10 protein-coding genes and 1 tRNA gene are annotated in these 14773 nt (G+C 68.7%); 7 read left to right on the forward strand and 4 right to left on the reverse strand.

What is annotated here, in order from left to right:
* Positions 1–20: 20 nt before the first annotated feature.
* Positions 21–515, reverse strand: a complete 495-nt coding sequence (locus ACFFJD_RS13755; RefSeq protein WP_382365091.1) for a 2,4'-dihydroxyacetophenone dioxygenase family protein — start codon at positions 513–515, stop codon at positions 21–23.
* A gap of 119 nt (positions 516–634) precedes the next feature.
* Between ACFFJD_RS13755 and ACFFJD_RS13760 the strand changes: the two genes are divergently transcribed.
* From ACFFJD_RS13760 to ACFFJD_RS13790, 7 genes are all read left to right on the forward strand, one after another.
* Positions 635–1651: an AraC family transcriptional regulator gene (locus ACFFJD_RS13760; protein WP_382365093.1), complete on the forward strand. Its 1017-nt coding sequence runs from the start codon at positions 635–637 to the stop codon at positions 1649–1651.
* 80 nt (positions 1652–1731) lie between these two features.
* Positions 1732–1804: transfer RNA gene (locus ACFFJD_RS13765), tRNA-Lys, on the forward strand.
* 434 nt (positions 1805–2238) lie between these two features.
* Positions 2239–3462 (forward strand): L,D-transpeptidase, encoded by a 1224-nt coding sequence (locus tag ACFFJD_RS13770; RefSeq protein WP_382365095.1) that lies wholly within the window; start codon positions 2239–2241, stop codon positions 3460–3462.
* Between the two features lie 153 nt (positions 3463–3615).
* Complete coding sequence (locus tag ACFFJD_RS13775) at positions 3616–4755, forward strand: acyl-CoA dehydrogenase family protein (protein WP_382365097.1); 1140 nt, start codon at positions 3616–3618, stop codon at positions 4753–4755.
* Positions 4756–4829: 74 nt separating this feature from the next.
* On the forward strand, positions 4830–7082 hold the full coding sequence (locus ACFFJD_RS13780; protein WP_382365166.1) for a glycerol-3-phosphate 1-O-acyltransferase: 2253 nt from the start codon (positions 4830–4832) through the stop codon (positions 7080–7082).
* A complete protein-coding gene (locus tag ACFFJD_RS13785) occupies positions 7079–8587 on the forward strand; it encodes an HAD-IB family hydrolase (protein ID WP_382365099.1) in 1509 nt (502 codons plus the stop codon). Before ACFFJD_RS13780 ends, ACFFJD_RS13785 begins: the two co-directional genes overlap by 4 nt.
* Positions 8588–8597: 10 nt before the next feature.
* Positions 8598–10046: a wax ester/triacylglycerol synthase domain-containing protein gene (locus ACFFJD_RS13790; protein WP_382365101.1), complete on the forward strand. Its 1449-nt coding sequence runs from the start codon at positions 8598–8600 to the stop codon at positions 10044–10046.
* A gap of 1 nt (position 10047) precedes the next feature.
* On the opposite strand, the gene ACFFJD_RS13795 is transcribed toward ACFFJD_RS13790, so the two are convergent.
* From ACFFJD_RS13795 to ACFFJD_RS13805, 3 genes are read right to left on the reverse strand one after another with little or no spacing between them, the layout of a single operon-like run.
* The gene (locus ACFFJD_RS13795; protein WP_382365103.1) at positions 10048–11544 is read right to left on the reverse strand and encodes a pyridoxal phosphate-dependent decarboxylase family protein; all 1497 of its coding nucleotides are present in this window, start codon (positions 11542–11544) and stop codon (positions 10048–10050) included.
* Entirely contained in the window at positions 11541–12872 is a 1332-nt protein-coding gene (locus ACFFJD_RS13800; protein WP_382365105.1) for an MFS transporter, read from the reverse strand. Before ACFFJD_RS13800 ends, ACFFJD_RS13795 begins: the two co-directional genes overlap by 4 nt.
* A complete protein-coding gene (locus tag ACFFJD_RS13805; protein ID WP_382365107.1) occupies positions 12869–14755 on the reverse strand; it encodes a sphingolipid ceramide N-deacylase in 1887 nt (628 codons plus the stop codon). The genes ACFFJD_RS13800 and ACFFJD_RS13805 overlap by 4 nt, the downstream gene beginning before the upstream one ends.
* Positions 14756–14773: the final 18 nt, after the last annotated feature.

Here is a 14773-nt window from a genome sequence, read left to right on the forward strand (position 1 = left end):
CCGACTTCCTCGAGGGCAATTCAGCGCAGGTAGTTGCTGTTGCCACCGACGACGACCTTGGGAATCGCGTCGCCCTGATCCCGCAGAATCGAGACGTACGCCTCCAAAGTGTTGGCCGCGTCGATGTGGCCCACGAAGTTTCCTGCTTCGTCGTAGTTGAGGAAGGCACCGTGGATGATGAACAACGCTTCGGTCACCTCGGTGTCGCTGGACTGCAGGGTGTGTGTGGAACCGGCGGGCTCGTAGATGTATGAGCCGGGGATATTCATGCTCTCCTCGCCGTACTCCTGGTAGAACCAGCTGCCCTTAGTGGTGTAGCCGTGGACGGCGCCGGTGTGCAGGTGGGTCGGGATGATGGTGCCGGGAGCGAAACGAGTGCGGGCAACCAAGAATCCGCCTTCCACGTCGGCGACGAGCAACTGAATGGAAAGACCTGGAGCCAGGATCCCGTGGGCCCAGGGAAAGTCCTCGGTTTGCATGGTCAAGGCGAGAGGCAGGTCGGTGATGGCGGTCATGGGGACTCCTTGTTGTTGGTGGTGGTCGGGTCCTCGCGTCTGCGGGACTGTGTCTAGATTCACAGGTGGCTACCGTTTGTTCTTGACATTTCGCGACCAGTTTTTTACATTTCGCGACTATGGATGTGATTCGGGGCTCATCGCTGACGCACGTGCCGGACATGATCGCCGCCCATGGCGGTGATTCAGCGGAGTTTCTGCGCAGTGCAGGGATCGATCCGGCGGCGGTGGGGAACTACAACCGGTTCATCAGCTACACCGCACTCGCGCTCACTATTGGCGAAGCTGCTGAAGAGCTGGCGGTGCCAGATATGGGACTGCGGTTGTCGATGCTCCAGGATTTGGAGATGCTCGGGCCGATCGCGGTACTCGCTCGCAACGCCGGCAGCGTGGAGGCTGCTTTGCTTGGCGTCGTCAAGTATTTGCACACCTATTCGTCGGCGATCCGGGCCGAATTGGTGACCGGGGGCCGGGAGTCTCGATTCGGATTTGACGTGAACCTCACGCGCCTGGCGCACCGCGAGCAGATGGTGGAGCTGTCCCTCGGGGTGATCAACGGGATGTTCGGCATGCTGACGGACTCGGGCTTCCGGGCGAATCGGATCACCTTCCGGCACGCCAGGATCTCGCCGATCGATGTCTACGTCGACTACTTCCAGTGTCCGGTGGAGTTCAACGCGGCACACAATGCGGTCGTCTTCCCGACGGGATTGCTGAGTCGACACGTTGCGGGCGCGGATACGCAGGCCTACGCGCTGGCGTCCCGCTACTTGGGTGAGCGGCATCGCTACCTCAGTCTCGACGAACACGTCGTGGAGCTCATCGGAAAGCTGTTACCTCTGGGGCAGGCGAGCGTCGTAGAGGTGGCTCGGATCCTGATGGTCCATCCGCGGGTCCTTCAGCGTCGTCTAGCTGCTGAAGACACCACATTTGAGGGACTTCTCGACGAATGTCGGGAGCTCCTTGCTCGTGAACTGCTGGCGGTGGAAGATCTCCCGCTCTCAGCGGTCTCGGCCCAACTCGGCTACAGCGAGCAGAGCTCTCTCACGCGCAGTTGTCGCCGCTGGTTCGGGCGGTCTCCGCTGGCCATGCGTCGCACTCTCGCCGGACGGTGCCCGCAATCCCCGACCCTGTGATTGTCTGCTCCATACCGCTCTGACCAGGCGATTTCATATTCCGGCGGATGTCCTGTTAATGTTTCTTCTCGCAAGGCCAAGCGCCATTAGCTCAATTGGCAGAGCAGCTGACTCTTAATCAGCGGGTTCGGGGTTCGAGTCCCTGATGGCGCACAGCAAAGCCCCTCACCAGCGGAAAACGCAGGTGAGGGGCTTTTTCGTTCCCGTTCTCGGCCCGGCCCCGGTTGCTGGCCCCGGTCTCTCCGCATCGGTCAGACCCGTTCGCGTCGGTCAGGCACGTTCGCGTCGGACGGGGAGGGGGTGAACGTGTCCGAGGGTCGCGGACGTGCGCGAGTGGCGCGAACGGGGCCCGGGCGACGGTTGTGGGCGGGGCGGATGGGGGTGGCTTACACCATTGTGATTCGCGACGCTCGCGCGTGGCGGCGACGGCGGCGAAAAGTGTAGTCTGGTCCGCGGAGAGTCGTCGCGAAAGTGCGGCGGCCGGGAGTCCGTCAGCGGCGACGCCTCCCTACACACACATCACCGGGTAGCCGGTCCGCGCAAGCGGGCCCCGGCAGCAGCGGTCGGCTAGTGCAGTTTGGAGCATCATGGGGTTCACTCGTCTGCGGAATCGTCGCGGGTTTCGCGCAACGATGGCAGTCAGCACACTTGCGGCCGCGGCCGTCGCACTGAGCGCCTGCGGCGCCAGCTACAGCGACGTGGTCCACGCCTCGGGTGAGTTCACCGACATGGTCAAGCCGGCCATCTCCGTCACCAACGAAGCAGGTACCCCGCTGGACAAGGACGCCGTCGGCGTGCAGCCGGGTAAGCCCATCGTGGTCAAGGCCTCCGAGGGCGCGCTGTCGAAGGTGACCATCCCCAAGGCCGACGGCAAGCCACTCAAGGGCACCTTCAGCGACGACAACGCCACCTGGACCAGCACCGAGCCGTTCGGCTACGGCCGCAGCTACACGGTGACCGCCGAGGCGGTCGGTGTGGGCGGGCAGACCACCACCAAGCAGGGCTTCACCACGCAGGCCCCGAACAACCTGACGCAGGCCTACATCCTGCCGGGTAAGGGCGAGGACGTCGGTATCGCGCAGACCGTCGGCGTGCGCTTCGACGAGCCGATCCCGAACCGCAAGGCCGCCCAGGACGCCATCAAGATCACCACGAACCCCGAGGTCAAGGGCGCGTTCTACTGGATCAGCGACAGCGAGGTCCGCTGGCGTCCGGAGCACTTCTTCAAGCCGGGCACCAAGGTGGACATCGCCGTGAACACCTACGGCATCGACCTGGGTAACGGCATGTTCGGCCAGGAGAACGTCAAGTCGAACTTCACGGTCAAGCGCGCGATGGAGCTGTTCGCCGACGACCGCACCAAGACCGTCGTGATCAAGGAGGACGGCAAGGTCATCCGCACCATGCCCACCTCCTTCGGTAAGCCCGGGCACGACACCCCCAACGGCATCTACATGATCGGCGACCGCGTCGACCACATCATCATGGACTCGTCGACCTACGGCGTCCCGACCTCGGCCGCCGAGGGCTACCGCACCCCGGTCGACTGGGCGGTGCAGATGTCCTACAGCGGTATCTACCTGCACGGCGCACCGTGGTCGGTGTGGGCCCAGGGCAACACCAACACCAGTCACGGCTGTCTGAACCTGAGCCCGGAGGATGCGCAGTGGCTGGTCCGTAACACTCTGCGCGGCGACCCGGTCACCGTCCGCTACACCGGCGGCGAGACGCTGTCGGGTTACGACGGCCTGGGCGACTGGAATATCCCCTGGTCCACGTGGCTCAAGGGCAACGCGACCGACAACAGCTGATCGGCGCGCGCCACCGCGCGGCACACGGCTCTTCGGCCGACCTCCTTGTCCAAGGGGGTCGGCCGAAACGTTGACAATGGCCATTGATTAGGATTCCCGGCAGTATTTCTCCGAAGTACATCCACCGAGTTCTAGTTAGGCAGGCAACACATCATGGGCAAGCCCTCCTGGGAGACCGAGGAACTGACCGCGCTTCGTGAGATGGCGCGCGCCTTCTGCGAGAAGGAGATCGCTCCGAACACCGAGCGCTACATCGAGCAGCACCACGTCGATCGCGAGCTGTGGACCAAGGCCGGCGAGCTGGGCCTGCTGTGCATGTCGATCCCGGAGGAGTACGGCGGCGGGGGCGGCACGTTCGCGCACGAAGCGGTGCTCATCGAGGAACAGGCCCGCGTGGTCGACTCCTCGTGGGGCCAGAGCCTGCACAACGGCATCGTCGCCCACTACCTCCTCGCCTACGGGTCTGAGGAGCAGAAGCGGCACTGGCTGCCCAAGCTGGCCTCCGGTGAGGTGGTCGGCGCCATCGCGATGACCGAACCGGGCACCGGGTCGGACCTGCAGAACGTCAAGACCAAGGCGGTCAAGGACGGCGACGACTACGTCATCGACGGCAACAAGACCTTCATCACCAACGGCGGCCAGGCCGACCTGGTGATCACCGTGGTCAAGACCGACTCCACCGAAGGCGCCAAGGGCATCTCGCTGGTGCTGGTGGAGACCGACCGCGAGGGCTTCAGCCGCGGCCGGATCCTGGACAAGGTCGGCATGAAGGGCCAGGACACCGCGGAGCTGAACTTCAGCGGCGTGCGCGTGCCCCAGTCCAACCTGCTCGGCGACCAGGAGGGTCTGGGCTTCATCCAGCTCATGTCGCAGCTCCCGCAGGAACGGCTGATCATCGCCGTGGCCGCGGTGGCCGGCATGGAGGTGGCGCTGGAGAAGACCGTCGAGTACACCAAGGACCGCACGGCCTTCGGCAAGCCGGTCTTCGCGTTCCAGAACACCAAGTTCAAACTCGCCGAGGTGGCCACCGAGGCGCACGTCGCCCGCGTCTTCCTCGACGACTGCATGGACAAGCATCTGCGCGGCGAACTGGACATCCCGACCGTCGCGATGGCCAAGTGGTGGACCACCGACCGCGCGATGGAAGTGGCCGACACCTGCCTGCAGCTGTTCGGCGGATACGGCTACATGAACGAGTACCCGATCGCGCGCATGTGGGCCGACAACCGGGTCCAGCTGATCTACGGCGGCACCAACGAGATCATGAAGGAGATCATCTCGCGCTCGCTGTGAGTCCCCATGGGACACAATGGGTAACCGGGGCGCCGACGGCGCCCGGATGACCCAGCGAAGGCGGAGGACGCGTGGTGGAATCGATCGTGTTGGCGGATGTCCGAACGGACTCCGAACGGGAAGTGATCGCCGATTGGGCGGCCGCCAACCATCCGGGTGCGAAGGTGCTGACCCTGGACCGGATCGATTTCGCCGCGCTGCCCGCCACCACCGTGCTTGTTCCGGTGCGTGTGGTGTGGCTGCCGCAGGTGCGACGGGGTGAGCGACGGGTCTCGCTCGCCGACGCGGTGGCCCTGTCCAATCCGCGCAAGCCGCCGGCCTGGCGGCAGCCGAGCATCCGTCGGCGCTACCCCGACCGGGTGCGGGTGGTCGAGGGCGCGTCGGCGTCGATCGCCGAACTCGACGAGGCCTACCAGCAGCAGCAGGCGGCGGGGGAGTCGTTCGCGGCGTTCGTCGGCATGCGCGCGGCGCTCTCGGCCGAACGGTCCGAGCTGGCGCTGGTGGGCGACCGGTACAAGGTGCCGCGGCTGGTGGCCGAACAGATCAGTTCGTCGGCCCGGTTCCAAGCGGCCATCGCCGACCTGGCCGCCGAACTCGGCCGCCCGGTGTCGTCGGTCGCCCAGGAGACCACGGACAAGATGAGTTCGTTCGTCGCCACCCAGAGCCGACTGATGCGCGACATCTTCAACACCACCTTCCGCGGCCTCTACGAGCGGGCCTGGACGGTGTCGGCGGACCTGGACACGCTCGGCCGCCTCCGCGAACTCAACAAGTCCACGTCGCTGGTGTTCCTGCCCTCGCACCGCTCCTACGTGGATCCGCTGGTGCTCAGCGGGGTGCTCGACGAGCACGACTTCCCGCCCAACCTGGTGCTCGGCGGCAACAACCTGGCGTTCTGGCCGATGGGGCCGATCGCGCAGCGGGCCGGCACCATCTTCATCCGCCGCCAGTTCGGCTCCGACCCGGTCTACAAGCTCGCGATGCGGTCGTACCTGTCGTTCATCGTGGAGAAGCGCTTCAACCTGGAGTGGTACATCGAGGGCGGCCGCAGCCGGACCGGGAAGCTGCGTCCCCCGATGCTGGGCCTGCTGTCGTACGTGGCCGAGGCCGTCGAGTCGGTCGACGGCGCCGACGTGACGGTGGTGCCCACCTCGATCGTCTACGACCAACTGCCGGAGATCACCGCGATGGCGCAGGAGGCCGCGGGCGGAACCAAGCGGCCCGAGGACCTGAAATGGCTGCTGCGCTATGCGCGGGGTCAGCGCGTGCACCGCGGGCAGGCGCGGGTGCGCTTCGGCGAGCCCTTCTCGCTGCGCGGGGCGCTCGACCAATCCGGCGACGGCCGGGCCCGGCTGGAGAAGGTCGCTTTCCGGGTGATGGACGAGATCAACGCGGCCACCCCGATCTCCTCGACGTCGCTGGCCGGTTTCGCGCTGCTCGGCGCCGCCGACCGCGCGTACACGGCCACCGAGATCGAAGTGATCCTGGCGCCGCTGCTGACCTACATCGACGACCGCGGTCTGCCCGGACCCGATCCGTCCACCTGCCGGGGCCTGGGCCTGCTGTCGACGTTGGGGGAGCTGACCGAAGCCGGCGTGCTGTCGACCTACGACGGCGGGACCGAACAGGTGTGGGGCATCGCGCCGGGCAATCACGCGATCGCCGCCTACTACCGCAACGGCGCGTTGCACCACTTCGTCGATCGCGCCATCGTCGAGGTGGCGATGCTGGCGGTGGCCGACGGCACCGTGCACACCGATCATCCCGAGGGGATGCTCGGCGTCTCCCAGCAGGAGGCGCTGCGCATCCGCGACCTGCTCAAGTTCGAGTTCTTCTTCCCGCCGAAGAAGGAGTTCCTGCACCGGTTGGGTGCCGAGCTGGATCTGATCGCCGCCGAATGGCGGACCACGGTGCCCACCCAGCAGTGGGTGTACGAGGCGCTGCTGGCCAATGCGGGCAAGCTGTTCGCCCGCCGGACTCTGCAGACCTTCTTCGACGCGCAGCTGGTGGTGGCGACGTTGTTGTCGTCCCGTGACGCGGGCGCGGTGCCCAAGGACGAGTTCCTCATGGAATGTCTCGGGCTGGGGCGGCAGCTGTCGCTGCAGGGTGAGGTGCAGAGCAAGGATTCGGTGTCCCGGGAGCTGTACGACGGCGCCTACCGGCTGGCCGAGAACCGGGGCGCCGTCGGCGGCGACTCCGAGGACGACGAGCGCCGGGCCCGCGGTGAATGGCTGCGGGAAGTGCACGAAATACGCGAACGGTTGTCGCGCATCGCCGCGATCGAGGCCGAACAGGCGGCCGCGGCAGAACTGGAGGAGAACCGATGAGCGCGCTCGCGGACCGATTGCTCGAGATCAAACAGGCACCCGAGGGCGATCGGATCTGCGCCTTCTTCGACTACGACGGCACGCTCATCGACGGCTTCTCGGCCACCGCGATCCTGCGGGCACGCCTGCGCAGCCTCGAGTTCACCCCGGAAGAGGTGACCGATGCGCTGATGATCGGGCTGCGCGGCTGCACCTCCGAGCAGGATTACGCCGAGGTGCTGGCGGCCACCAAACCGGCCTTCGCGGGCAAGACCTACGACGAGCTGCTCGCCTTCGGCGAGAAGCTGTTCAAGACCGAGACCGCGGCCAAGCTGCGGCCGCAGATGTGGCAGATCATTCGCGCGCACCGCGAGCGCGGCCACCGCATCGTGATCGCCTCCTCGGCTACCCGGTTCCAGATCGAGCCGATCGCCAAGGAGATCGGCGCCGACCGCGCTCTGGCCACCGATGTGGAGGTGGTCGACGGGATCGTCACGGGCGAGGTCAAGGGTCGGCCGCTGTGGGGGCCGGGCAAGGCCGCCGCGGTCCGTCGCCTGGCCCGCGAATGGGATTTGGACCTGGACGCGTCGTTCGCCTACAGCGACGGCAACGAGGACGTGCCCTACTTGGAGGCGGTGGGGCATCCGGCTGCGGTGTCGCCGCAGCGGGCCCTGCGCGGGGTGGCCGAGTCGCGCGGCTGGCCGATCCTGGACCTGCGCAATCCGTCGGCCAACAAACTGGCGATGGCGGTGCGGACCGGCGCCTTCTACGGCACGTTCCTGGGTTCGGCGGCCGTCGGGTTCGCGAGCGGCCTGCTGGGGCGCGACCGCACCGAGGCCATGCAGGAGGCGGTGTCCACCGGGCTGGATGCGGGGCTGGCGCTGGCCGGCGTCGACGTCGAAGTGCTCGACGGCCAGCAGTACCTGACCTCGGACCGTCCGTGCGTGTTCGTCTTCAACCATCAGTCCAAGCTCGATCTGCCGGTGCTGATCCACCTGGTGCGCGGGCAGGCCACCGGGGTGGCGAAGAAGGAGATCGGCGACCTGCCGCTGTTCGGGCCGATCCTGCACGCGGGCGGGGTGGTCTTCATCGACCGCGCCGACGTGGGCAAGGCGATCGAGCAGTTGGAGCCGGTGGTCCGCAAGATCCGCGAGGAACGGTTCTCGCTGGTCGTCGCCCCCGAGGGCACCCGGTCGGCCACCCCGCGCATCGGGTCGTTCAAGAAGGGGCCGTTCCACATCGCCATGCAGGCCGGCGTGCCCGTGGTGCCGGTGGTGCTGCGCAACGCCGGCGAGCTGATGTGGCGCGGTGCGCAGCTGATCAAACCGGGCACCGTCGAAGTGCAGGTGCTGCCGCCGATCGACACCTCGCAGTGGCGACCGGAGACCGTCGACGAACACGCCGAACAGGTGCGGCAGCAGTTCATCACCACGCTCACCGAGTGGCCGGTCCGGGCCTTCGACGACGGGCGGATGACCAGAACGATGGGGATCTTCGAGTGGCGGGACAATGCCGATGACCAGTGAGGACGCAGCAATGACCGAGACCGGCGACAAGCCGATCGCATGGGGCGAGGCGACCGAGATGAGCCCGGTCGACACGGTGATGTGGCGCGGCGACGCCGACCGGCGGCTGCGCTCGACCATCTGCATGCTCGAGATCTACGACACCACGCCCGACTGGGACCGGCTGCTGGCCGCCCACGAATGGGGCAGCCGGATGGCCCCGCGGTTCCGGGAGCGGGTGATCGAATCACCGCTGCACACCGGCACCCCCAGCTGGGGCGTCGACCCCGACTTCGACCTGCACTACCACGTCCGGCGGATTCGGCTGGGCGGTGACAGCAGCATGCGCGAGCTGCTCAGCACCTGCGAGCAGCTCGGCATGACGCCGCTGGATCCGGCGCGTCCCCCGTGGGAGGGCTACCTGATCGAGGGCCTGCCCGACGGCAAGGCGGCCTACTTCCTCAAGGCTCATCACGCCCTGACCGACGGCTTGGGCGCCATCCTGGCGCTCGCGCAGCTGCATTCGACCAGCCGCGATCCGATTCCGGGCAAGCCGCAGCCGCCCGCACCTGAGCCCGTGGAGCCCTCGGCGCTGGAGGTGCTGTGGCGCCAGCTGGGCGAGGAGACCCGGCGCGTCCCGCGGCTGGCCGGCATGGCCGTGGAGGGTGCGTTCGCGCTCCGCTCGCCGCGACGCGCGCTGAGCAAGGTGCTGCGGTACGGCCGGTCCGTGCCGCGCGTGGCCGGTCTGATCAGCCCGCCGGGTTCGCCGCTGTTGGCCGAGCGCGGCGTGGCCCGCCGCTTCAGTGCCTTCGAGGTGCCGTTCAGCGGGCTCAAGGCCGCCGCGGAGGTGACGCGCGCGTCCATCAACGACGTGTACCTGGCCGGTCTGATCGGTGGCTTCCGGCGCTATCACGAGCGCATGGGGACCATGGTCGATGCCATCCCGATGGCCATCCCGATCTCGGTGCGCCAACCCGACGACCCGGCCGGCGGCAACAGGATCGCGGTGGGGCGGCTGGCCGGTCCGGTGGGCATCGACGATCCGTTCGAGCGGGTGCTGACCATGCGCGAGCAGGTGCGCGCCGCCCGCACCGAACCGGCAGTGGATCTGTTCAACACCGCCGGACCGCTGCTGGCCTGGCTGCCCGGTCCGGTGTTGGCTCAGTTCAGCGGCACCACCGCCCAGAACGATCTGCAGGCCAGCAATGTGCCCGGCATCCCGTGGGAGACGTTCGTGGCCGGGGCGCGGGTGGAACGGATGTTCCCGTTCGGGCCGCTGCCCGGTTGCGCGGTGATGGCCACGATGATCACCCACAACGGCATCGCCTGCCTCGGGCTGAACTCCGATGCGGCGGCCATCGTCGAGCCGGAACTGTTCGCCGAATGCCTGGTGGAGGGCTTCAACGAGGTGATCGACCTGGCGCGCGACCCGGACGATCCCGAGGCGGCGCCGCTGCCCCGGATGACCCGGGTGATCTGAGTCAGGGGTTGGCGTAGGACGCGAGGAACTCGGCGAGCATCTTCGCGGTGACCTCGCGGGGCAGGGCCTCGATGGCCGCGATGATCGCCGGCAGATCCAGGGCGTTCGCCGCGTCGGACGGGTCGGTGTGCGGGTCGATGCCGGCAGCCACCAGTGCGGCCGCGGTGGACGCCGAATCCAGGGCGAGGGCGTCGTCGACGGTGAGCGCGCCGTCGACGAAGGCCTGCGCCAGCGCGGTCAGCGCGTCCGGAGCGGCGGCGGGGGCCTGCCCGCGCGCCCGCTCGGCGCCGACGGTCATGGCCCCGATCAGGTCGTCGAGCACCGACGCGGTCACCGGGGTCACCGTCAGGTGGGTGCTGGCGGGCAGCACGGTGCCGTCGGGCTGGCGATAGCTCGGCTGCTCCTGCAGGGTGAACCCGGCCGCGGCGACGGCCGCCGACCACCGGTGCGGATCGATCGGCGCCGACGATGCGGGGTCGGCCACCACGGCGAAGACCGGACCGTCGGGGGCGCCGGCCACCGCGAGACCGTCGATGCCTTCGACGGCGACGCGCAGCGCGGCGGCGGCCTCGGCGACGGGAGCCACGAGCGCGGCGAATCCGTCCGGGCCCAGGTAGTCGGTGATGGCCCACGCCGACGCCAGACCGGCGGCCGACCGGGAACCGAGAAGCGTGGGATTGACGATCGGATAGCCCGGCCAGTCGGTGGTGGCGAAGAACCCGGCCCGGTGCCGGTCGCGGTCGGCGTGCAGAATCACCGACGCGCCCTTGGGTGCGTACCCGTACTTGTGGAAGTCGGCCGAGATGCTCGTGACGCCCGGAACCCGGAAGTCCCAGGCGGGCAACGGCTGCGGCCACCACGCGAGCGCGAAACCGCCGAGACATGCGTCCACGTGCAGCGGGAGTGCGCGGGCCGTCGCCACCTCGGCGATCTCGCCGATCGGGTCGAGCGCGCCGGTGGGGTAGTTCGGTGCGGAGGCGACCAGCAGGAACGTGTCGTCCTCGATCGCCGCGGCCATCGCCGCCGCACTCACCCGGGTGGTCGCCGGGTCCACGGGGACGCGCACGGCGCGGACGCCGAGGAGTCGTGCGGCCTTGTCGAAGGCGGCGTGCGCGGTCGCGGGCAGCACGAGGGAGCCGGTGCCGGGCGCGAGGCCGGCATGGTCGCGCGCCGCCTTCACCGCCAGCACACAGCTCTCGGTGCCGCCGGAGGTGACCGACCCGACCGCGTCGGGCCCGTGGAAGGCGGTGCGTGCGAAGGCGATCAGGTCGCGTTCCATGCTCGCCACGGACCCGAAGACGGTCGGGTCGAGGCCGTTGACCGGCTGCACCAGGGCCGCGGCGGCCCCGGCGAGCTCGTCGAGTTCGGCCAGCCCGGAGTCGTACACGTACGACAGGATGCGGCCGCCGTGCGTGGGGGCGTCGGTGGCGCGTCGTCGGGCCAGTTCGGCGAGGGTGCGCCGGTATCGCTCGGAATGGACGGGACTCTCCGGTGTCATGCGGACTGCTCTCGTCGGCGGTAGCGGGACAGGATCAGCAAGCTCACCGCGATCAGGGCCGCGGGCAGCAGGGCGAAACCGGCGGTGATACCGGTGAGTGCGCTGTCCGGCTGCACCGCGACCTCGTCGGCGGTCGACGACACGAAGCCGGTCGCGGCCAGGACCAGCAGGTACAGGCCGGGGCCGATCGCCAGACCCATCGTCTCGGCGGCCGTCCACAGCCCGGACATGGCCCCGCCCTGGTCGCGGCCGACGCCCGCGGACCGCTCGTCGATCACGTCCGGGAGCATGGCCAGCGGGAAGGTCTGCATGCCCGCGTAGCCCACCCCGGCCATCGCGATCGGGGCGTACACCCAGACGCCGGGGGCGAGGATGGCCACGCCGAGGGAGAGGGCGGCCAGCAGGAACAGGACCGAGGCGGCGGCCAGCGCGCGTTGCTTGCCGAACCGGACGCCGATGCGCACCCACAGCGGCATCACGAGAATGGCCGGCGCCACCAGCGCGACGAACAGCGGGGTGAGGGCGTTCTTGTCCTCGAGGATGTAGGTGGCCAGATACTGCGCGCCGGCGAGCATCACGGCGGTCGCGAGCGCCTGGGTCACGTACACCAGCAACAGGATGCGGTAGTGGTGGTTGTGCTTGAGCGCCTCGAAGCCGTCCCGGGTGCGATGCGCGTTCGGCCCCGCCGACCGCTTGGGGGCGCCGGCGCCCGCGCGTCCGGCCCAGTGCGTGGCGACGGCCATGCCCAGCGCCATCAGCGCGGTGGTGGCCACGGCCATCGCGAGGTAGCCGCCGAAGCCGCCGTGGAAAGTGTCGCGAATGGCGGGCGCACCGGCGCCGACCACCAGGATGGTGAGGGCCAGCACCACGATGCGGTCGGAGATCAGCTTGGTCCGCGCGTCGTAGTCGGGGGTCAGATCCGCGGGCAACGCGATGTAGGGCACTTGGAAGAGCGCGTAGGCCACCGCGGTGAGTGAGAAGAACACCAGCACCCACAGGGCCGCCGTGCCGGAGGACAGGCTCTCCGGCACGGCGAAGGTGGCGATGAACAGCGGCACGATCGCGACAGCGCCCAGCCACATCAGCCGGGTCCGCCGACCGGTGTCGGCGAAGTCGCGGTCGCTGCGCGCCCCGATCATCGGGTTGATCGCCACGTCGATGATCTTGGGCAGGACCACCACGAACGCCGCGAGGACGGCGCCCACCCCGAGGGTGTCGGTGAGGTAGTACGACAGCACCAGACCCGGCAGCACCCCGAACGCACCGGTACCGACACTCCCGGCGGCGTAACCGAGGGAGATGCTGCGCGAGAGTGCCGGGGCGGTCATCGTCGGTGGGCCTCCACGGCCGCCCACTGTTCCACCTTGCTGTCGGCGGCCCGGTACATGTCGGCCACCAGGGCGTCGCCCTCCGCGCCGGCTTCCAGGCGCATGCTGTGGATCCAGTCCGGGATCAGGCCGTAGTGGGCGTTGCCGTCGACGTTGACGTCGAAGGCCTTGGTGCCCGTGACCTGGCGGTGCAGCAGCGCGCCGTTCTCCGAGCGGAACGGGTAGCGCACGGGATCGGCCTCGGCGTTCTCACGTGGTGAGCCCTGCGTGCCCAGACCGTTGGTGTCGGCACCGAACGACAGGGCCAGCGGAGCGCCGTCCTTGGCGTGGCGGGCGTGCACCTCGCGCCATTCGCCGACGAAGTTCTCCGGGATGCCGCCGTAGAGGCCGATGGTGCCGCCGAGCGCGAGGATGCGGCCGTAGACCCCTTCGTCGGTCCACGAATGGGTACTGGTGATCCCCGGGTACTTGTGGGCCTCGGCGATCTTGAGCACGCGGTTCAACGACTTGACCGACAGGTGGTCGACGTCGATCATCATGTTGCGCTTGATGGCGGCGTTGACCGCGTAGGCGCCCAGGTCGCTCAGCCCGCGCGCATTGCAGCGATCCGGTCCGTCCAGGGGCGCCGGATTGTCGCGCAGCGGGGTGCGGCAGGGCTCGGTCTGCCACGGCAGGGCGGTGGCCAGAACCTGGCCGATGCCGACGGCGGCACCGGTGAGGTCGCTGTCGATCCGGGAGCCGCCGAGGGCGTTGTCGAACTTGTGCGTCAGGATCATCTGCCGCACGCCCATCGCCTTGAGCTCGTCCATGCCGCGGTCGATGTCGCCGCGGTCGCACTGCGGTACCTCGTTGATGATGCGGCAGCCGAAGGGCTCGGAGATCTCGATGCCCAGGGACACGGCGAGCTTTCCGGAGGCGATCACCGCGCGGGCCTCGGCGGAGCTGCGCACGATCTTCATGAAGCCCTTGCCCGGGCCGCCGGCCTGGGCGTCGATGTAGTCGACCAGCTTGAGCAGGCGCCGATGCTGCACGCGCACCGATTCCATCTCGTCGCAGGTCTCGTCGCCGAGCGGGTACAGCTCGCAGAGCACCCGGTTCTGGACGTAGTAGTTGTTGATCAGCCGCACGCCGCCGCGCCAGGCGCGCTCGACCCAGCGGTAATAGGTCTGTTCGTGGGTCAGCGAGTACCAGGTGGGCCAGCCCTGGAACGACGGCCAGCCGTCGCTGCTGTGTGGGCCGGGCTTGGACAGGACGTGCTCGAGGACGGCGGGCCAGCCGTCGGTGCCGTGGTCGGGGCAGTCGGTCAGGGCCACGGTGATGCCCAGGGGGCTCCACGGCTTGCCGCAGTGGATGCCGCCGCCGAGGAACTGTTCGGCCATCAGGTGCGCGTGACCGTCGACGAATCCGGTCAGCTCGCCCTGCGAGCCCAGCCCGGACGAGGGTCCGCCTTCGACGTTCAGCTGGGCCTCGGGGAAGGCGCGGCATCCCTGCGCCGGCGTCAGGGCGACGGTGCGAGCGGTCCCGCGCTGCGTGGTGGAGGTGAGACGGAACTTGTCGCGCGCTTCGCGGACCGACCAGATCGCATCATTGGACAGGTCGCGGTGCGCGGTCACGTTCTTGCCGTCGGCGGTGAGCGCCCGCCCGGCGGTGTCGTAGAACAGGAACTGTCCCAGGGCCGCGGCCTTGGCGTAGTACCGGCCGACGGGCACCTTGGCGCCGGTCAGCTGGTAGCAGTTGCCGGCCAGGGCGTAGGCCGGTGCGCCGGTGGGGGCCGCCTGGGCCGCCGGCGGGAGCGTCGGCGATGCGAACGCGACGGCCAGCACGCCGATCACGGCTACGATGAGCGTGCGTATGAGTCGGTTCGGTCCCCGAGATTCATCCATACGCATGAACATACTAGA

Source organism: Gordonia phosphorivorans (assembly GCF_042432625.1).
GTDB classification, from domain to species: domain Bacteria; phylum Actinomycetota; class Actinomycetes; order Mycobacteriales; family Mycobacteriaceae; genus Gordonia; species Gordonia phosphorivorans.